General features: G+C 62.7%; 20 protein-coding genes. 11 read left to right on the top strand and 9 right to left on the bottom strand.

The annotated features are described in order from the left end of the window. Positions 1-586, top strand: a 586-nt coding sequence (locus GVL05_RS17935; RefSeq protein WP_235036051.1) for an RHS repeat-associated core domain-containing protein, incomplete at its 5' end; no start/stop codon positions are given. Positions 587-1,522: 936 nt separating this feature from the next. Here the strand turns inward: GVL05_RS17935 and GVL05_RS17930 are convergent. Next, complete coding sequence (locus GVL05_RS17930) at positions 1,523-1,858, bottom strand: hypothetical protein (RefSeq protein ID WP_159574020.1); 336 nt, start codon at positions 1,856-1,858, stop codon at positions 1,523-1,525. 1,166 nt (positions 1,859-3,024) lie between these two features. Here GVL05_RS17930 and GVL05_RS17925 point away from each other — a divergent pair. The 4 genes from GVL05_RS17925 (at position 3,025) to GVL05_RS17910 (ending at position 5,935) form a co-directional block, all read left to right on the top strand. After that, positions 3,025-3,552 carry a sigma-70 family RNA polymerase sigma factor gene (locus tag GVL05_RS17925; protein WP_159574019.1) on the top strand — a complete coding sequence of 176 codons (528 nt, stop codon included), beginning with the start codon at positions 3,025-3,027 and terminating at the stop codon, positions 3,550-3,552. Continuing rightward, positions 3,549-4,217 carry a hypothetical protein gene (locus GVL05_RS17920; RefSeq protein ID WP_159574018.1) on the top strand — a complete coding sequence of 223 codons (669 nt, stop codon included), beginning with the start codon at positions 3,549-3,551 and terminating at the stop codon, positions 4,215-4,217. Before GVL05_RS17925 ends, GVL05_RS17920 begins: the two co-directional genes overlap by 4 nt. Then, complete coding sequence (locus GVL05_RS17915) at positions 4,214-5,227, top strand: ImmA/IrrE family metallo-endopeptidase (RefSeq protein ID WP_159574017.1); 1,014 nt, start codon at positions 4,214-4,216, stop codon at positions 5,225-5,227. The genes GVL05_RS17920 and GVL05_RS17915 overlap by 4 nt, the downstream gene beginning before the upstream one ends. 435 nt (positions 5,228-5,662) lie before the next feature. Next, on the top strand, positions 5,663-5,935 hold the full coding sequence (locus tag GVL05_RS17910) for a hypothetical protein (protein ID WP_159574016.1): 273 nt from the start codon (positions 5,663-5,665) through the stop codon (positions 5,933-5,935). 156 nt (positions 5,936-6,091) lie between these two features. Here the strand turns inward: GVL05_RS17910 and GVL05_RS17905 are convergent, their stop codons facing one another. Both GVL05_RS17905 and GVL05_RS17900 read right to left on the bottom strand, forming a co-directional pair. Continuing rightward, on the bottom strand, positions 6,092-6,289 hold the full coding sequence (locus tag GVL05_RS17905) for a hypothetical protein (protein ID WP_159574015.1): 198 nt from the start codon (positions 6,287-6,289) through the stop codon (positions 6,092-6,094). 173 nt (positions 6,290-6,462) lie between these two features. Then, positions 6,463-7,125 (bottom strand): recombinase family protein, encoded by a 663-nt coding sequence (locus GVL05_RS17900; RefSeq protein WP_235036052.1) that lies wholly within the window; start codon positions 7,123-7,125, stop codon positions 6,463-6,465. 221 nt (positions 7,126-7,346) lie between these two features. Here GVL05_RS17900 and GVL05_RS17895 point away from each other — a divergent pair, with 221 nt between their 5' ends. Next, on the top strand, positions 7,347-8,942 hold the full coding sequence (locus GVL05_RS17895; protein WP_159574014.1) for a DUF262 domain-containing protein: 1,596 nt from the start codon (positions 7,347-7,349) through the stop codon (positions 8,940-8,942). Positions 8,943-9,414: 472 nt separating this feature from the next. Here GVL05_RS17895 and GVL05_RS17890 read toward each other — a convergent pair whose 3' ends face one another. After that, positions 9,415-10,131 (bottom strand): G5 domain-containing protein, encoded by a 717-nt coding sequence (locus GVL05_RS17890; protein ID WP_200849270.1) that lies wholly within the window; start codon positions 10,129-10,131, stop codon positions 9,415-9,417. Between GVL05_RS17890 and GVL05_RS20290 the strand changes: the two genes are divergently transcribed. Both GVL05_RS20290 and GVL05_RS17885 read left to right on the top strand, forming a co-directional pair. Next, positions 10,118-10,240, top strand: a complete 123-nt coding sequence (locus tag GVL05_RS20290; RefSeq protein ID WP_268839667.1) for a hypothetical protein — start codon at positions 10,118-10,120, stop codon at positions 10,238-10,240. The two genes, GVL05_RS17890 and GVL05_RS20290, sit on opposite strands and share 14 nt — an antisense overlap. 151 nt (positions 10,241-10,391) lie before the next feature. Further along, positions 10,392-11,447: a DUF4236 domain-containing protein gene (locus GVL05_RS17885; RefSeq protein WP_159574013.1), complete on the top strand. Its 1,056-nt coding sequence runs from the start codon at positions 10,392-10,394 to the stop codon at positions 11,445-11,447. A gap of 77 nt (positions 11,448-11,524) precedes the next feature. Here GVL05_RS17885 and GVL05_RS17880 read toward each other — a convergent pair whose 3' ends face one another. From GVL05_RS17880 to GVL05_RS17865, 4 genes are all read right to left on the bottom strand, one after another. After that, the gene (locus GVL05_RS17880) at positions 11,525-11,689 is read right to left on the bottom strand and encodes a hypothetical protein (protein WP_159574012.1); all 165 of its coding nucleotides are present in this window, start codon (positions 11,687-11,689) and stop codon (positions 11,525-11,527) included. 128 nt (positions 11,690-11,817) lie between these two features. Continuing rightward, positions 11,818-12,159, bottom strand: a complete 342-nt coding sequence (locus tag GVL05_RS17875) for an Lsr2 family protein (protein WP_159574011.1) — start codon at positions 12,157-12,159, stop codon at positions 11,818-11,820. Positions 12,160-12,228: 69 nt separating this feature from the next. Beyond that, positions 12,229-12,855, bottom strand: a complete 627-nt coding sequence (locus tag GVL05_RS17870) for a hypothetical protein (protein ID WP_159574010.1) — start codon at positions 12,853-12,855, stop codon at positions 12,229-12,231. An 18-nt stretch (positions 12,856-12,873) separates the two neighbouring features. After that, a complete protein-coding gene (locus GVL05_RS17865) occupies positions 12,874-13,425 on the bottom strand; it encodes a hypothetical protein (protein ID WP_200849269.1) in 552 nt (183 codons plus the stop codon). Between the two features lie 650 nt (positions 13,426-14,075). Here GVL05_RS17865 and GVL05_RS17860 point away from each other — a divergent pair. The 3 genes from GVL05_RS17860 (at position 14,076) to GVL05_RS17850 (ending at position 17,245) form a co-directional block, all read left to right on the top strand. Continuing rightward, entirely contained in the window at positions 14,076-16,466 is a 2,391-nt protein-coding gene (locus GVL05_RS17860) for a hypothetical protein (RefSeq protein ID WP_159574009.1), read from the top strand. A gap of 3 nt (positions 16,467-16,469) precedes the next feature. Then, complete coding sequence (locus tag GVL05_RS17855) at positions 16,470-16,763, top strand: hypothetical protein (RefSeq protein ID WP_159574008.1); 294 nt, start codon at positions 16,470-16,472, stop codon at positions 16,761-16,763. Positions 16,764-16,978: 215 nt separating this feature from the next. Continuing rightward, the gene (locus GVL05_RS17850) at positions 16,979-17,245 is read left to right on the top strand and encodes a hypothetical protein (RefSeq protein ID WP_159574007.1); all 267 of its coding nucleotides are present in this window, start codon (positions 16,979-16,981) and stop codon (positions 17,243-17,245) included. Positions 17,246-17,550: 305 nt separating this feature from the next. Here GVL05_RS17850 and GVL05_RS17845 read toward each other — a convergent pair. Further along, a partial coding sequence (locus GVL05_RS17845; RefSeq protein WP_159574006.1) for an N-acetyltransferase occupies positions 17,551-18,585 on the bottom strand: 1,035 nt, incomplete at its 5' end.

The raw sequence follows: 18,585 nt of genomic DNA, 5'->3' as shown, positions 1-18,585 counted from the left end.
CGACCCGTCCGCGGGGCAGCCCCTGGACCTGCAGACCACGGACGGCACCACGAGCATGTGGGTCATCGACGGCACCGGAAATCCGGCCGCCGCGATCGCGGACACCGGCAAGACCGCGTACACCGTCTCCTACGACCCGTACGGCGTCGAAACCGTGAAGGTCGGCGGCAACAGTGCGCAGTGGCAGCAGAACCCGTACGGGTTCAAGTCTGGTCTCCGCTCGTCCAGCACCGACAACGGGCTCACCAAGTTCGGGTACCGGTGGCAGTCCAGCACCGCCGGCGCATGGATCGAACGCGACACGCTCGACGCACCACTCAGCCCGAGCAACGCCAACCGCTACGCCTTCGCAGCCAGTGACGCCATTAACAAATCCGATGCGACCGGGCACGATGTCTCTGGTGCCTGTTGGGCGCAGGCGGGTCAGGTGCTACTTCTGACGGGCGACGCTATCTCTGCCGTTGTGGCACCGAATCCTTGGAGCATCATCTCAACCATTGGCGGCGGCTATTACTTCTTCTCGGCGCAATTTACGCCGGGCAACAGTACGGGTACAATCAATGGCGATGGAGAGTTTATCTGTTGAGTAATTTCATGCGGCGTACACTCTCACCGATAGCGCTTGTTGGCTCAATTTGTATTGGTCTTATGTTCACTATTGGGGGCGGTGCGAACGTCGGCCGGTGGGAGACCTGGGTTGGCGGATTAATTGTGCTCGTCTCCGCGGTCGCGCTGGGTGCTGTGCTTGTCAGGCAGAGTCGGCGAAAGGTGCATAGTGTTGACGATGACGTCTCCAAGAGACGTTGACTCGCATCGGCGCGCTGTCCGTTAGGCAAGTGCGCCAGCGTCATGCACCGAGGCGCTTGACCAAAGTTCCGATCGCGCTTTTGGCGTGATCCCGACAATCAGATACCCTTCGCAATGACCTGGAGCGGCCCGGTCATGGGCGAAGCCACGGTCAGCTGAGGCTCGTTCCGGTTGCTGATCGTCTCACGGGATGTAGCTGCGGCTACCTGTCACGCGAGCGTCGTGAACGGTTGCGCCGCAGTCGACGGCAGTCAGAGTCGGAGAATTTCGAGGACTCCGAATGCAGCGACGACGATACCCGCGACGCATTCGAAGATGCCGACGATCATCATGAGGTACGTGGACACCAGTGCGGCATCCTCAGTTCGGACTTGTTGGAGTGCCCACGATGGCCACCGGAAACGAGGCGATCCGAGTGATGCCCTGGGGTCAATCAGCGGCCGTGACGTCGGCGGAAGGTGCACGAAGGACCTCGCGGCCACTCTCGTCGGTTGCTCGTTACGCAGCATCGATTGGAGCGGTGTGCATGTATGTCAGGAAGCATGCCAGTGCGTGGACCGCGATGAGTACAAGGGCAATGGAAGGCATGGTCCACGCGAATACCTGCGCACGTCGAATCTGACTCACGCTTTCAGCCTGCGTCAACCGGGGCCAGCGAAGGGGCCGTCGAAGGGGAGAGAGAACCGTCGCGGTAGCGGACCGGTCAGCGGACCGGTCAGCGGACGGAGCGGTCGAGTGCTTCGTGGATGAGGCGAATGTCCTTCGCGCCTTGGCCCCAGTCGTACAACCAGAGTGGCAGCGAGGGAGTGGTCCTCACACTGACGCTGGTGCCGCCGTCATCTTGCGAGTCGAACTCAACGGTGATCAGGTCCCCCCAAGTCCTCCAATTCGGCGGCGACATCAGCACCACTCGGCGCGCGGTCGCATATCGAACGCGCAGGCCATGCAAGGTCTTGGAAGCAGCAACCAGCTGGTCCTTCACCATGTCCGGAGGAAGCGGAAGAGAGAACTGAGCGCTTGAGCGAGACCACCGAGTGCGGATCTTGAGCATGTATCCATTCATACCGCTTCATCGAATCAGAGCGAGACGCGCCGTAGGTTTCCCGGGTATCTGGGTCGCGAGGGGGTAAACCATCACCACCGAAGCAGGACGATGAAGAGTAGCGCCGAGCGCACACGTGCAGAGCGTGCCGAAGATGACTCGAGCGCGTCCCGTAAGCCGGTCGTCCACCGCTACACGACAACTGTCGCCTTGGGAGGGCCCCGTTGTCTACTGCTGCCTGATCGGGGGTATTGCCGTATGACTGCCCCGCAAAACTGCCCGGCGCTGGGGCGTCAAACGCTACAGACCCTAACGTCTCGGGAAACTATAGTTTTCCGAGACGCAGCCGTGAGACACATTGCCATGTCGGTGACATCAGCATCCAAGCGGGTGCCGCTTGTCTCGGAATGTCGTCTGGGCCTGGCTGGCGGTTCGTCGCGTGGTCTTGACGGTTTGTGAGACGCAGCGCGTGGCAGAGGGCTTGGGGGAGCTGTCGGCGAGCCCGCGGTGTCGTCCTTTCCGCGGAGCAGTGAGGGTCCCTGGGAGGATCGCTACGCGGTCATGCTCTCCCAGAAGATGAGTTCGCTGCGGCCCGCTTCACTGAGGGGTAGGCCCTCACTGTCCGTCGCGGTGTCAAGGACGGTTGCGAACACACTGCCGTCCGGCAGCGTCAGTTTTCGGGCCGTCCAGCGCACAAGCCCATAGCCAGGATGGTCCGTGCACCCGGAGCTGAGTCGAGCATCCACGCCCTGAGCGTACGACTTTGTGGCGGCGACCGGCCATGACGAGCGACCTCACCGCTGGCAATCAGCGTCATGGGAACCGGCACCCCGATAGCCGAACACCTCGGAGGATGCCTGTCCCGCTCGGCGATCGGCTACCGGACGCCGATCGGTCGATCTCACCGGGTGTCACAGCCGGCAGTAGGTCGTCATGGTCTGGTCTGGTCGGTCGGCAATGTCGAACGACGGCAGTCGGGGTCTCCGCCACGCTGGCAGGCGGCGCCGTGGACCCCGACTGCCGTCACCAGCCTCCGGCGGCACCTCAGGGGCCCTCATTTTCCGCGCGACACGCCCGGCGGTTACAAGGACTTACTTCCCCGACGCGAACGACGACTCCATGATGTGAAGGTAGCTCGCAGCCGGCATGGCAGTTGTTGACACGTTGGGGGACCGATGGACCTATCCACACCGGAAGGCATCGCGGCGTTCTACAGCGCCCACAAAGACATGCTCCACCGCATCGCAGCCGCGCAGCTGGCGAAGGTCGGCGCTGAACGCGACGCAGAAGATGTCGTGCTCACCGTCGTCGAGGAACTGCTCCACAAGCGGCCCACCGGTGTGGAGGATCCGGCGGCGTTCGTCATCACGATGACGAAGCGCCGCGCCATCGACGCGATCCGGAGCCTGCATCCGAAGCAGTATGCCGGCGCGCCGGAAGCGCTCGAGGATCTCCCGCACCCCGTTGACGCGTACGTAGAGGTCGAGGACGCGTTCGATGAGGGCCTGGCCGTTGCCGAGGTGTGGGACGCGTGGGACGTGCTGACCGACAGGGAACGGGACGTCATCGTCCGCGTATCGATCCGGAACGAGCCGCAGAAGGACGTCGCGCAAGCGCTCGGGGTCACCCCAGCCCGCATTTCCCAGATCCTCACGAAAGCACTGCAGAAGCTGCGGCAACGAATGGAAGGAGCGAAACGATGACCACCGACAACGACGACCTCGTCACCCGACTGATGGCGACCGGTCGGCTGAGCCGTGACGACGGATCAGCGCCCGTTCCGCTGCCCGAACTTTCCGCCGACCTACGACCCTTCGCCGCGATCGTGGACGAACTTCAGAACCTCGCCCGGTACGCAGGCGCTCCAGCGCTTGAGGACGACCGGGCGGCGAAGCTCCTTGGCCTCGTACCGTCACCGGAGAAACGCCTCGACGGTCGCCTCCTCAGCGCGCAGCGGCAACGTCAGCAGCGCACCGTCAGCGACGTCGCGACCGAGCTCAACCGACGTGGGTGGACTTTCACTCCGGCGGACGTGATGCGGTGGGAGACCACGAACGCCGCTGAGGTGCCCCCCGTTGTTATCACCGCTCTCGCCGCACTGCTGAACACCTCAGCGGAACAGCTCATTAGTGCGTCCGCGCCTGCGGAGCAGGATGACCTCGTCCAGCAGCTCCGCCGTTCGCCCCGATTCGCCTCGCTCGTCACACGGTGGGCGCGACTGCGTCATATGACCGTTCCGGAGGCCCGGGGCGCCCTAGAACGTCGTGCCCTCACCACTGTGCACCGCGGAGCTCGGACAGACGTCGAGGACACGCTCTCCTCGATTGAGGCGCTCATCAGCGCGCTCGAAAGTAGAGAAGGACGATGAACCTAACCCGGGCTGTCGCGAAAGCACTGCAGCCCGTGCCCGATGAGCAACGACTGCGATTCGCAGCCAACCCCGCCGCAACCATGCAGGACGAGTTCGGCCTCATCGTCGAGCAGGTTGAACATCTCGGTACTCAACGTGCGGCCGATGGTACCTGTGACGGTTTGTCGTTCCTGGAAGACGGTGTGGTGCTCTACGCCGCGTCCTCGAACAGCGACCGCGACCAATTCACGCTCGCCCACGAGTTCGCGCACATCCTCGTCACGAACGCTGGCCTCTACGACTGGATCGCGAACCAATACCGTCCGGAACATCTGCTCGAGATGCTCTGCGACCGCATCGCGCAGGCGCTGCTGCTTCCCGTGGCGACACTGCCGCCGCTACAGCGGCCTTTGCAAGCCGCCGACGTCGTCGACCTGTACCGCACCACGCGCGCAAGTCGACCGGTCTGCATCATCGCCCTCACCGAGCAACTCCGAGGGCTCGGTGCCATCGCGATGATCGACCCCGAATACGGCGCCGTCGCGCACGCCTCAGTGCACCCCGATCCAGAGCACGGATGGCCAACGGTCTACCCCTGGCGAAACCAGATCCTCGACCCTGGAAACCCCCTCCTCGAACTCCACGAAGGCACACCCCTCCGACGGCGCATCGGCTGGCGTGCGCCTTGGGGAGCGCAAGCGGACTTCTGGGTCGACGCTGTCCGCGACGGACGGTACGTCATCGCCGTCTTCGCAGACGCCAACATCTGGAGCGGCGGCAGTGGCATCGCCCAGCCGATCGGCGAACGCGACTACGACCAACGGCCGACCATCGCCATCTCCTGCTGTCAAGGGCCGGTATCCGTGCGCGGGTGGCCGTGCGCGACGTGTCGGGAACCGCACTGCCCGGTCTGCGGCAAGTGCCGCTGCGACCGGAACGCCGCCCGCGCCCGCGCATGCACCGAATGCGGAGTCTTGAAGAACTCGTACCTCATCAACGACACGGGCGTCTGCATCGACTGCCAGTAGCCCGCCGCCGCATGGCGCGGGGCGTCGTTCTCTGCAGTTCCACTCCTTCGATGTCCTCCTGCGCTTTGCCGCACCGCCGTGCCGACATGTCGCAGAAGTATCCGCGCAACGGGCTTAAGTCAGCGACTCTCCTTCCGACTACTAAGTGAGCGTGGCGGAACCGCCGACTCTCGCTCAGAGCGGAGGTGAATACAACAGTGGCAAAGAACACCGGCAACGGGCACCGCAATGGTGCCGTCAAGGGACGCAGCGAGTTCCAGCACAACGGTCAGTGGTTCAAGCGTGACACCAGCACGGGCCGCATCCTTAACGGGAGCGCGAACCAGCACAAGGGTGTCCGGAACGAAAAGTAATCAGCGGCGGGTGAGCTGCGACCTTCTCGCAGCCCACCCGCCCACCACCAACGCATCGCATTGCATCAACAGGAGCACAACCATGGCCGTTCACTGGGTGAACTACGACCTGAACACCACCGGGCAGAAGTACGAGGCCCTCATCACATACTTGAAGTCGCACCGGAGCTGGGCGCGCCCGGCGAAGAGCAGCTACTTCGTCGACACCGACCTCACCGCGAAGCAGCTCCGCGACGGCATCGGCGAGATCGTCGACAGCAACGACGCTGTCGCCGTCGTCACCGTCACCGGGCAGTCCTGGGCGACGCACGGAGTGTCGAAGAACGTCAACGACTGGATCCGGAATCACCTCTGAGCGTCAACCCACCTCACTAGTTGCGCGACAGCGAGAGCAGTGACCCTGAGCCCAGTTGGAGCACACCCGGCGGCACCGACGCTGGCCGGATATCGCTGGCGGCCCGCACCACTCGTCGACCGATGCGTTGCCGAAGCAGCCTCAGAAGCGGATCCTTCAGCGGACCGGTTTCCTACTGACCGCCACGATCACCGCGACGACCCCGCACACGGCGATGATGAACCCCACCGCAGCGAGGAATGGGCTCGTGTCGGTGAACCCAACGACAGCCATGGCGACTCCTGCCACAAGCAGGATGAATCCGGCTACGACCAGCGTCGTCTTGGCATGTTGAGAAGCATTCGGGTTGCTCATGGCCCTCAACATAGCTCCCAGGGTCGGCAACCGACCGTCCCGATGACCGGTGGTGCACCGCTACACGACAGGTGTCGCCTCTGATGGCATCCGTTGCCTGCTGCAACCTGACCGGGCGTATTGCTGTATGCCTGTCCCGCAAAAATGCCCGGTGGATCCGGGGGCGCCAAACGCTACACAGCAGCGACGTCGCTGGCAGCCCCATCTGTGGAGGCGGGGGAGAGGGGTGTCGCGAGCATCCGGTAGAGGGTCGTGCGGTCGATGCCGAGCCCGCGGGCGACGGTTGTCTTGGGGACGCCGGTGCTGATGAGTCGGCGTGCTTCGGTGATCTGGTCGTCGGTGAGCTTACGGTTGCGGCCCTTGTACTTACCGGCGGCTTTGGCGATGCGGATGCCCTCGCGTTGGCGTTCGCGGATGAGGGTGCGTTCGAACTCAGCGAACGCACCAAGAAGGTTCCGCATGAGCCGGCCAATCGCGTCATCCGTGTCGCGGCTGTAAGTCTGCTGTTCCTTCACAAACTCGACCGAGGCGCCCTTGGCGGTGATCTCGTCGACGATGTCACGCAGGTCGCCAAGTGAGCGGGCGAGCCGGTCCATCGAGGCGACTCGGACGACGTCCCCGTCGCGGACGTAGCCGATGCAGTCGAGGAGCGCGGTTCGATCGGTGCGGGAGCCGCCGGAAACCTTCTCTTCGAACAGTCGGTCGACGTGGCCGATGGCCTCGAGCTGCCGGTCGAGGTTCTGATCGATCGAGCTCACCCGAACGTAGGCGACGGTCTGCGTCTTATGCTGCACCACCCCTAGACCCTCGCACACTCCTGTAGCAAAAGGACGGATCGGCACCCTAGAACCACGCGATTCGACCAACTCTGCGCATGTGGCGCTGGGGTATACCTCACGCGACACAGTGCATGACCACGTCCCTGAGGTGACTCCTGGCTCCTGAGGCTTGAAGAGCAGGGCACCGTCAAGCAGCCGACCTGTAGCTGTGCAAGCGACTGCAGTGTTGGTTGGGTCACTACGCGCGTTATGCTCAGTTTCGAAGGGGGTTACAGCAAATGGCTGAACTGAAAAGCATCTCAATCCGGAAGCTGTTGGAACAGGTCGGTGAGGGGCAGGTGCGAATACCGGCGTTCCAGCGGGAATTTGTCTGGGATGCTGACCATATCTCGCATTTTATAGACTCGATTTACAAGGGGTACCCGTTCGGGTCTCTACTATTCTGGTCAACCCAGCAAAAGCTTGAATCGGATCGCCACATCGGCCCCTATGAGCTGCCGACGCCCGGAGAAAAAGCCTCTACGACCTACGTACTTGATGGTCAGCAGCGAGTCACGTCACTCTTCATGACTTTCCAGACGGACTTCACGCGGCCCGAATCCGATGCATACCCGGATATCTACTTCGATTTGTCTGCTGAACCAAGCGCGCAGCAGCCGCAGTTTCTCGCTCTTCATGGGTCTGACGTAGACAGTTCCGCGCATTTCCCCTTGCGAACACTGTTTGATTCTACGGCCTACCGAAAGGCCACTAACGAGTTCGACGAAGAGCAGCTGCAAATACTTGATGACCTCCACAGCCGCTTTAAAGAGGCGATGCTCCCCGTTCAGGAGATCGAGACAGAAGACCGAGGCACCGTAGCGATCGTCTTCGAGAGAATCAATCATCAAGGTGTCGAACTGAGTCCTATCGAACTTCTTGCCGCGTGGACATGGCGGGATGATTTTGACTTGCGGCAAAAGTTCGTAGACCTCGAGGAGGAACTCGAGTTGTTCTCCTTTGGAGACGCTGTCGTAGGCGGAGACCTCGTTCTACGCTCTTGCGCAGCCATTCTCAGCGGAGATCCGACTGTCGACTCACTTATGCGAGCGGAAGGGGAGGTTATTCGAGACGCATACACGAAGGTTGTGAATGGAATCAAAGGTGCGGTCGATTTTCTCAACTCGCAGTTAAATGTGCATACAGTGAAAACGCTTCCCTATCCGCTCATGCTTGTCCCGCTTGCAACATTCTTTGCGAAAGAAGATGGGGTATTGCCGCGTTATACGGAAGCCCAATTGAGTCAACTGAAAAAATGGTTTTGGCGGTCTTGTTTCTCCGAAAGATACAGTGGTCAGACATCCCGGGCAGCGAAGGCAGACGTTGCGGAAATGGCATCACTTCGTGACGGTGCGGTTTCGGAGATTGCCAACTTTGGAGTGGCTGTTGGTGCGAATTTCTTCCTTGAGACGAGCTTCCGGATGGGTTCCGCGCGTACTGCAACCTTTGTCAATATGCTAGCTAGCGAAGGTCCATACAGTTTCATTTCGGGTAATAAGATAGACCTGAGGTCTGTGCTGCAGGCGTACAACAAAAGCGAGTTCCACCATATCTTTCCAAAGGCTTACCTCGAAGAGCTAGGCGTTGATGGACGAGAGATCAACAATCTTGCAAATTTTGCATTCTTGTCTCGTGATGACAACAATAAAATTAGGCGTAAGGCGCCCAGTGATTATCGCTCGCTTATGCCTGCTATTGGCACGACCGCTGCGAGCAACATCATGGATGGAGGATTTCTTGCGGAAAGCGACTTCGCAAGCGAGTACGAGTCTTTCCGCGCGACTCGTGCCGCACGTCTCGCTGAACGTGCTACCGAGCTGTGCCAGTTGACATAAGAGCGCGGTATCGGCTGGTCTCCCGGAGCCGCCGGACGCTCTAGAGCGCCCGGAGTTCGCTACCTCGCGATCGCTAATCGGTTCCGTGCGGAAGGGCGAGGGTCTCTCGCGGTGTGTCGCACTGGGCGCCGGTCTTCGAGAGAGCGCCGGGGTGCAGGTGAGGTGTCACCTGCACCCAGGCAGCTTCTACTCGCAGCGTTCGCAGCGGCGCCAGCCGTTTGTTCCGGGCTCCCTGTTGTAGGACGGGATTTGTCGGCCGACAGGGCAGTCATTGTCCACGTGGTGGACGTCAGGATCCGACTCGTTCGTTGAGTGGTACGCGGCAACTCGCATGATTGGCTCCTTTGCCATCAGCGCTCACAAGCGTGAGCTGGCCGGAATGCTACGTCTGGCTCCCGATAGCGGCGGCCGGAGCCCGTGGCCGGCCTCGTTTTGCGGATCGGCGTGGGCGCGTCTTCTGTCGAGATCCGAATCACTTGTAGAACTGTGCGACGCCGCCATGGTGCGAGCACGCGCCTTGGTGGTGGGCAGCGTACGAGAGAGACCCGTCAACACAGAGAGCGGTTGCGCCGCCCCCGTCGGGCACGGCCGGCGCCGGGGCAGGGGCTGGTGCGACGTATGTGCCGACGCTTGTGACCTGCGCCACTGGTGGTGTGGTGACTTCCTGGCGAACCTGTTGGCGTCCGGTCTCTTTGCCGTCGGTCATCGTGACGCGGTACGTCGTGGTCTGGACGCCGCGGACGCCTTCGGTCGTCAAGGAGGTCGTGCCCTGCGCCAGGGTGTTGTTCTCGACGGTCGTGGACTCGAACGGGATTCTGGCGGTCTCGGTGACGAGCTTCGTTGTTACCGTCGGTGTCGGTGTCGGTGTCGGTGTCGGTGTCGGTGTCGGTGTGTGGGTCGCCGCTGCCGCGTGTGGTGTCTTGGTGGGGGCGGGGGAGGCGGCGATCGCCGCCGGCTGATCGGCTGCGGGACTCGACGGGTGCGCGGCGCCGAAGGCTGATCCGGAGCCGAGGAGTACAACGAAAGCGAGCCCTGCCCCGAGCGCCGCTGCGGAGCGTTTCCGGGGGAGCCTGAGCCAGGTGGTGCGCCGGAACAGCAGACCGTAGACGGCAGTGATCAGCACCACCAAGGCGATCATCAGCAGCATCGACCACACACCACCTGAGGCGAGGGCGATGAGCGCCAGCATCAAGGTGACGACGATCCCGACCCACGTCGTGGTGTGGAACTTCCTCCGGCTGGTGCCGATCGGGCGGTGGCTGCTCGGACGGTGTGAAGGCATTGCGGCTCCCTGGTGATGAGGACTGCACAAGTCTGCGGGGCTGCTCAGCTCGACGCTCTCCCCCAGATCGGGGGTGAGTTGGGCACCAACGACGACGGAACATGCTGGAACACTCGCATCGCGAGCTCTCGGCACTGCATCATGAGCGGAACCCAAAGGAGGGGCACATGGGGATCTCGCTCCGCACGAGTGTGAAAGCAGGGCCGCTGCGATTCAACCTGTCGAAGTCAGGTATCGGTGTCAGCGCGGGGGTGCCAGGGCTTCGCATCGGCGCAGGGCCCCGCGGGAACTACGTACGGGTCGGTTCCAGCGGCGCGATGTACCTCTCATCGAAGCCCGCGCGAAGCAGACCCAATGTCCAGACACCGCCAGTGGCGCCCGTTCCGTGGAACCCAGCTGAAGTCCTCATGGATGACACCAGCGGCTTATCTGCGCTCGAGCTCCGGCCGACAGGGGGCGACGACATCGTGCAGCAGCTCAACGATGCTGCAAGACGACCGCGCTGGGGCTGGATCGCTGCCATCGCCGCCTTCGTGATCGGGGCAGCGCTCATGCCGTGGGGACTCATCGTCTGGGCACTCGCTATCCCGGGCTGCTGGTGGCTGTTCCTTCGTGACGGGCTCCGGAAAAACGTCGTCCTCTTCTACGATCTCGAGGACAACGCAGCGCGTTGGTTCGACCGGTTCGTCACCTCATGGGATGCCACCTCGAGCAGCGCCAAGCTCTGGCGCACCGTCCAGTCGGGCCAAGTCCAGACCACGTACCAACACAAGGTGAACGCTGGCGTCGGCTCCATCGTCCAACGAATCTCCGCTGAGGCACGCATCCAGCAGCCGAGGTATCTCGCCTCGAACATCGATATCCCGACCGTCCAGGCAGGGAACGAGACGCTCTACTTCCTGCCGGACCGGCTTCTCGTGGGCACTGGCAAGCGCTACTCGGACGTCGCCTACCGGCACCTGACCGTACGGCGGTCCGTGACCCGCTTCGTTGAACAGCCGGGACACGTGCCGAAAGACACACAGCTAATCGGCGAGACCTGGCAGTACGTCAACGTCAAGGGCGGCCCGGACCGGCGGTTCAAGAACAACCCCGCCCTTCCCGTCGTGCAATACGGTCAGCTGGATATCAGCACAGCGCAAGGCCTGTTCTGGAGCGTGCAATCCTCGCGCGTGACCGCCCTTGACGAAGCGGGCTCGCTCCTCGGGATGGCGCCACGTTGATGCCATTATCGGGCGGCATTCCCACTTGACATAAAACCGTCGTATCGGCGGAAGTGGCAGTCGCTGGAGAGTGGGACTCAGTAGTTCTCGTAGTTGTCGAACCAAGGCACCTCGGTGATTTCGTACGTGAAGGTGCGGCTCGGGTCGACTCGGCGGGCGTAACGTCTCGCTGCTTCCGTTGAGGCGAACGCGCCCACGATGGTGCCCTGTCGGCTGGCGTTGATGAGGAGGAACACCTGCATCGCGCCAGGCTGCTCTTACGCGCCGGGTAAAGGAACAGGAACGGCCGGACCACCAGTGTCGTGATGATCCGGCCGGAGCCCCTGCGACAGTGCTCAAAGTGAGCGTAGCGGGGGAGTGCTCGAACGTGTCAGTGGGCGGCGTCGTAAGCGTCGCGGACGGTCTGGCTGATCCGGCCGCGGGAGGAAACGTCGTACCCGTTGGCGGCGGCCCAGTCTCGGATCCTGGCGAGCTCGTCCGGGTTGCTGCGCGGCTTGCTGCTCGAGCTGCCACGCCCGCCACGCCCCGTCACCTTGCGGGCGGCGGCGACGTAGTCGGAGAACGCTGCACGGAGCGCGTCAGCGTTGTCGTCGGTGAGGTCGATCTCGTAGTGGCCACCGTCGAAGGAGAACTGCACGGTCGTGCCGGTGCCTTCTTCGATGGTGTCGCCAGTGAGGTCGTCGATGAGATGGGTGGTGACTTTCTGCGCCAAGGTGTCCTCCGGTAGGTCTTGTTGGTGCGTTCAGCGTGTCACAGCAACCACAGCCTTTGCAGGTAGGAGCTAGCTGTCCGGCTGGTCGAAGTCGTCGTAGTACGCCTGGAGAACTTTGCCCAGGTATGCGGCGTCGTCCGATTGCTGTGTCGACATCGGTTCCTCACGGAGCCAGGCACTGAGAATCTCGAACGCGAGGTAGGAGCATCGGATGACGAGGTTTCGCGCGTCGTGCGGGTATGCCGCTTGGGAAACGCCGACTGCTTCGGCAATGAGGTCCTCGCAGGTGCGGACAGCACTTCGCACCGCGGCGTCAGTGATGAGTTCGATGTCGAGGCCGAGCGAGTCATCGCGCCGTTCCCACCACAGGTCGAGCCCTTCCTCGAACGTGCGGATCTCAGTCGGTTCGACGATGGAGCCATGTTCAAGGGTGTCGATCCGGCGAGCGACTAGGCGAGGGGTGAAGGTCCGGGCGTACGAGTGGGTGGACTGGTACCGGGCGACGAGCCGCATGACGGCTTCCCGCTCGATCCCGCGGCGTTCCCTCGCGTGGTCTTCACGGCGCCGTGCGTCCTCACGGTCCGCAGCGTCCCTGTCTCGCTGGGCTGCCATCGCTGTCGTCCGCCAGAGCGTTGCGAGCGTGACGACACCACCGACGACCGTCGTCACCATCGCCGTCACCCATCCGAGGTCCATGCGCGTACCGCCCCGCCGTCAGGGCCGCTCGGCCAGCGTTGTTGTCGCGTCTTCCATCGCACGTAACCACGTCGATGTGGCTGTTGATCGAAGGTCGACAAGCTCGAGCATGCGGGCGAGGTCTTTGCTCAGGTCACGGGTGAAGATCGGCTCGTGGTGCGCGATCCGGTTGCGGAGCTGGCGGATGGCGTCGAGGTCGTCGTATACCCGGCTGCGGAGGGGCTTCGCAGCGATCGTTGCGTTGGGGAACAGGGCGGCGATCTGCGGTCCCCAGACACGTCCGTCGTGCCGGGCGGTGAACATCGTCTGCCAGAACACGAACTTCAGCTCGGCGATGACCTTCCCCGTGGTCGGCTCGTGGCCGGCGACGATCTGCAGGTTCCGTCGAGGGTTGTAACTCTTCCCCTTCGGATTCGGCAGGCTTTGGATGAAGGTCGGATTCCACGGCCATCGTGCCCCGTAGACGCCCGTGAGGGCTTCGTCGACGGCGTTCCGCGTGGTGACCTCGGCGAAGTGTGCCGGCAACATCAGCGCAGCCGAGACGCGGGCGTTCCAGCCGTAGAGCTTCACTGCCCGGACGGTGTCGCCGCCGGCAGCCGTCACGTAGGTGCCGATGCGCGGTGCGCTGAGCGCGGATCGGATGTTCGCGTCGTCGTGTGGGGTAGCAGCCGGCACGTGGGAAATGTACCCTGTAGGTGCAGCGTCGTGGGACTTGCGGGCTTTCGGGCCTCCCCCCGCGGACAGACGAAACGCAAGGGATCCCACTCGGGATCCCTTGTTTCGTTACCAGGGGCCCACCCCAGCGGTCGGGGAGCAGGCCGAGTCCATGGGGATAGTTCCGTTACCAGAGTGGGGATTGACCCGTCATGGGTGCCCTGCTTTGAGTGCCCTTGCGTGCTCGGTCGGGAGGTCAGAGCACTCCACCAAGCTCGCATCTACCTAGCGCGCCAGGCACCGCGTAGTCCCAGCGTTCCGATAGACCATCGGCTACCGGACTGCCGACGGCCAGAGCGATGACGGTATCCGCTTAGTTCCAATACCTCGTACGAGCGAATGTCACGCGTTTCTCTGAAGGTTCGTTAAGGCCGCCGCGGTACGACCGCCTCTGACCTGGTCTTTTCTGTACGGCCCCGTTTGGGGGGCGGGTACAGACGCTCAGCTTCCTCATACGCTGCGCAGGCTGACAGCAGCCCGTGCTGTCGATCACGTAGGGGGGTTTCGTGCGCACTCTGCTGCACGCTCCGCGCTCGAGGAGGCGCAGCATTGCTGCTGCCGCGCTCGGCGCGCTCGCACTTGTTGGATCACTGCTCGTCGCCACCCAGGCGCAGGCGCTCAACGACACCGGAACTGGAGGCGTCTTCACGCCCGCGACCGGTCGGATCTTGGACACGGCCAAGGGGACCGGTGGGTTCAGCACGCCGATGGAAGCGGGCAAGTACCGCACCATCCAGGTGACCGGGCTCGCCGGCGTCCCGGACGACGGCACCGTTGGGGCTGTGTCGTTGAACGCCACCGTTGGCACGGCGCCCGGGAATGGCACTCTGTTTGGTCGTCCGGATGCGGACACGTCGCGGACGTCGATGCTGATCTACAACGGCAACACAGGGGAGTACGTCTCCAACACCGCCGCCATCGCGGTTGGTGCGGATGGCACGATCCAGATCATGGCCGAGACTTCGGCCCGGGTGATCCTCGACGTGCAGGGCTACTACACGGCGAACACGGACGGCACCGCCGCGGGTGGGTTCGTTCCCGTGGCGGGGAAGCGGTTCGTTGACACCCGTTCCGGGCTCGGCGCTCCGAAAGCGACGATCGCACCCGGCAAGAGCGTCGACATCCAGGTCACTGGCGTGAACGGTGTCCCGGCTGGCGCGTCGGGCGCGGTGGTCAACTTGATCGCGATCAACTCCACCAGCTCCGACGGCAACCTCACCCCGTACGCCACTGGTAGCACGAAGCCGCAGAACTCACTGCACTACACACCGTCGGCGACGACGTCGATCCAGGCGCAGGTGGCGTTGTCGGCTGACGGGAAGATGACGATCGCGAACGCGTCGTCCACGATCAACCTCGTCATCGACCTGCAGGGCTACTTCACCGCCGTCGGCAAGACCGGTGCGGTCTTCACCCCTGGTGTGGGCCGTGCGTATGACTCCCGGGCGACCGGGAACACGATCTTGGCGAAGAACGAGACTCGTTCGATCCAGATTGCTGGCACTGCCGGGGTTCCGGTCATGGGCTCGGGGATCACCGCGGTTGTGCTGACCCTCGTCGTTGCCCATGGCGGCAGCGACGGACGCGCCGCGGTGTGGGCGGACGGTGCGGCCAAGCCGGACACGACATCGATCAACTTCCAGGCCGACGAGATCCGCACCAACACCGTGACCGTCCCGCTCGGTACGAACGGGAAGATCAGCCTCAACAACGTCGCCGACGCCACGAACTACGTCATCGACGTGCAAGGCTGGTATTCCGCGCCAGCACCGGCTGCGATCGCGTGTTCGAGCATCACCACCGGAGCTTGGCTTAAGACCGTGCCGTCGGACGGCGTTGACTGCTCCATTACCGCCCGCCCCGCGGACCATTCCAACGAGACTCTCTCGTATATCCTTGACGACGGCGAGCCAGTCACCGCCGCGCTGTCCACTACGGTCTCAACAAAAATCGCGATCCACGTACCTGGGGTTGCTGGAGATCACACTCTGAGCGTGCACCAGACGCAGGCTGACGGCTCGGACGAATCAACCCGATGGTTTGCAACGTTTGGTGACTGGACTACCGCGGTCAGTGTTGCAACACCGGCAAACGGTGACAGTGCGTCGATGAGCCCATCACTCGAAGTGTGGACCGAGGGTGTCCCAGTTCCCAACGCGGCCGTCTACAACTACAGCGTATGGGCGAACGACAGTGGAAGCGGAACTCCGCTCATCACAAGCGGCGACCAATACGGAAGCTGGGCTATCCCTGACGGAACTCTCGTCGACGGCCAGACCTACTCGTGGTCCGCAACAGTAAGTGCCGATCTAGCCGGACAGAGCGGCTCGCTCACCACGACGCCGGCGGTGTTCGTTGCCGATAGCTCGATGAGCGACGAGGTCGGCGCACCGGACGATGCGTCGGACTACACCCCTGCCGACCCCGGCAGCGATGCCACCACTGTGAATCACGCATCGCAGCCTACGATCGTTCTAGCATCCACGCGGACGATGACGCCTGCTAGCGTGCAAGGCCCGAAAAACACGGTCCTGAAGTGCAATAAGACCTACAATTATTCCAACTTCCAGGCATCATTCTCACTGCGACGCGTGTGTGACAGTAGCGTGACCGCATGGGGCCTGAAGGTCAGCGCCCTATTCTGCGCAGGAGCCACTTCTAACGCAACGGAAATTGGAATGCAGTGGTGGGACCACAACACGCGTATGAGCTACGGTGGCGGAGGCAAGCATATTGAATGGTGCGATTATCACTTCCATGGTTCCATGTCGCACATGGTTGCCGCGCACTATGTTAGTTACTATGATTTCGTCTCTTGGCGTGCCCGAAAGGGCTTCACGACCGGCACGGCATGGGTCGACACAAACGGCGGCTTTAAAGTTTCGAATCAAAAGTAAAGCATGACTAAAATCTCAGAGCTGGACAAAGAAGCAGCATCCATCATCTCGTCGGTTTTTAGCCTGTCTGAACAGCGGCAACTGACTCTCGAGTTCGCTGATGCGACAGGCGCGGTGATCGCTCCTGAGCAGGAAGTTGTCGACGGGTATATATGCCACGTATATGTCCTCGACGAACTGATGACGTTGCCGCTATTTGGGCATGAAAGCGGCAGTGATTTCGCTACACGTTTTCAGTCTGAAACCGTCGATTTTATTTCGGAAACCAAATTTGGTTGGGGGCAGCGCAGGGGCTAGTGATAAAGAGTCAGCGATCGAGCGGGCTTTGAGGTGCCCGATCGCGGACTCTGCGCGCAGAGTAGAACTTGGGCGTTTTCACTGGCGCGCTCCGAGAAGAACTATTATTGGAACTGGCCCACTCGCTACGCATGGCCAAGATGGGCGTGGCGAACGGGGTGTTGCCCCGGTGTGTCAGCGTGTCTGCGGGGATCTAGCGGGGGGAGGCGTGGACTGTGCGCATGCCGCCTCGTATTCCGCAGCTTCCGTCCACGGTGTCGGTGCACGGTCACCGGCTGCAGCTCGAGCTGGTGCCGTCGCAGACGGCGCGGAAGACGTGGCATGTCACCGAGCAGCTCGGTGCGCACCTGGTGGGCCAAGCGCGCCTGTATTACGAGCGTGGCGAGTTCAGCATGGAGACGTCGACGGGCACGATCAAGGATGCTGACTGGGGTGTTGTGTTGATGCGTGCGTTCGGACGCAGCTGGTCACCGCCGAGGTGATCTGGACGGCTTGCGCGTCTGTACCGCTGCGTGAGCGTTAGCGGCATGTCACTTAGTTGGTGCCGCCCACTAACACTTTCGGATCAGGCGGTCACAGGACGCACGAGTCGACCCATCCGATCGGATTGCTGAGGCTGGCCACTCAACCGGGTCGGGCAGGTCCGACGTTCGTCAGTCGTTCGCCTATCGAGACGGGTTCGCGCCGCGGCGCGGGCGCCCTGTCTCCGCTTCGCTGCGTACAGGCCATCGAGGGGGATCGTGGTTGGTTTCAGCAAGTTGAGCGACCGCGAGGTGTTGGGGAAGTGTCAAGCGGGTTCGAAGGTGGTCCGTACGGCGCAGCGAGGGCACAGGCCGGCGGTGACGAGGGTGAGGTCTCGGGCGACGGTCGCGAGTTGAACGCCGGTGGTGGATCGTCCACACCCGTCGCAGCGGTTCTCAGCGTCGTACGGCTTGATCGCCTCGAGGTGGCCGATGTAGCAACCGGTGCAGACCACCTGCAGGGCGGGGTCCCAGCCGAGGAGGTTCCCGCGCATCGGTGCGAGATCCATGTGGGGGCAGGTGCCTGTGCTCGAGGCGAGAGCGTGGTCCGCGTACACCCTGTACCCGATGGAACGGGATGTGGCGCCCGCCCGTTCGCGGAGCTTCATCTCCTTGTCGACTTCCTTACTGATCCGGTCGAGCTCCGACTGTTCGCTGGCGTGCTTGCCGGACCAGTGGCGGAGGGATTGGAGGTCGCTGTAGAAGTAGGCCTGGTCTCGCTCTGTCAGCAACTGGGCGCCTCGACCGAGCCGTGAGTTCCACAGCTCGGCGACAGGGGTGATCAGGAATCCGCGTGCTCGGTACCAGTCGATTGCTTCCGGTGTGTTGGAGGGGACGACCGAGCCGTAGATGCCAACGACGTCGCGGGGAAGTGCCGCGATGGCGGCCTGGAGGAGCTGGCTCGCAATGCCGTGGTCCCTGTGGGTGGGCAGAACAGCGAGGGTGTGGATCTTCAACCATCCGAGGTCTTCTGGACGCTCGTCACCGAAGAACACCTGACCGTAGGAGAGGCCTACGGCTATGTGTTCTACGACCTCGCCGCCAGCGACGGCGACCCGTGTGATCGTCCGTGGGTCGTCGCTGGCAACTGCTGCGTTCCAATCGAAGATGGTTCCGGCGATGGTGCGCGTCTCGCGATCGACCTCGTCGACGTCGCGTTTGTTGACGCCGAAGTAGAACGGACCCCTTTGTGCCGAACTGGGGCGGACCCCTTCTGGGGTTGTTGAGCTTAGTTGTTCTCGGTCTGGTTGATGAGGTCGCGGCGGCCGTGGGTGCGGTAGGAATCGCCGGAGAGGGTGAGG

Origin of the sequence: Curtobacterium sp. 18060 (genome assembly GCF_902706105.1) — a bacterium.
Lineage (GTDB): Bacteria > Actinomycetota > Actinomycetes > Actinomycetales > Microbacteriaceae > Curtobacterium.
Note: the sequence above shows the minus strand (reverse complement) of the source record. Positions and strands in the feature narration are given on the sequence as shown.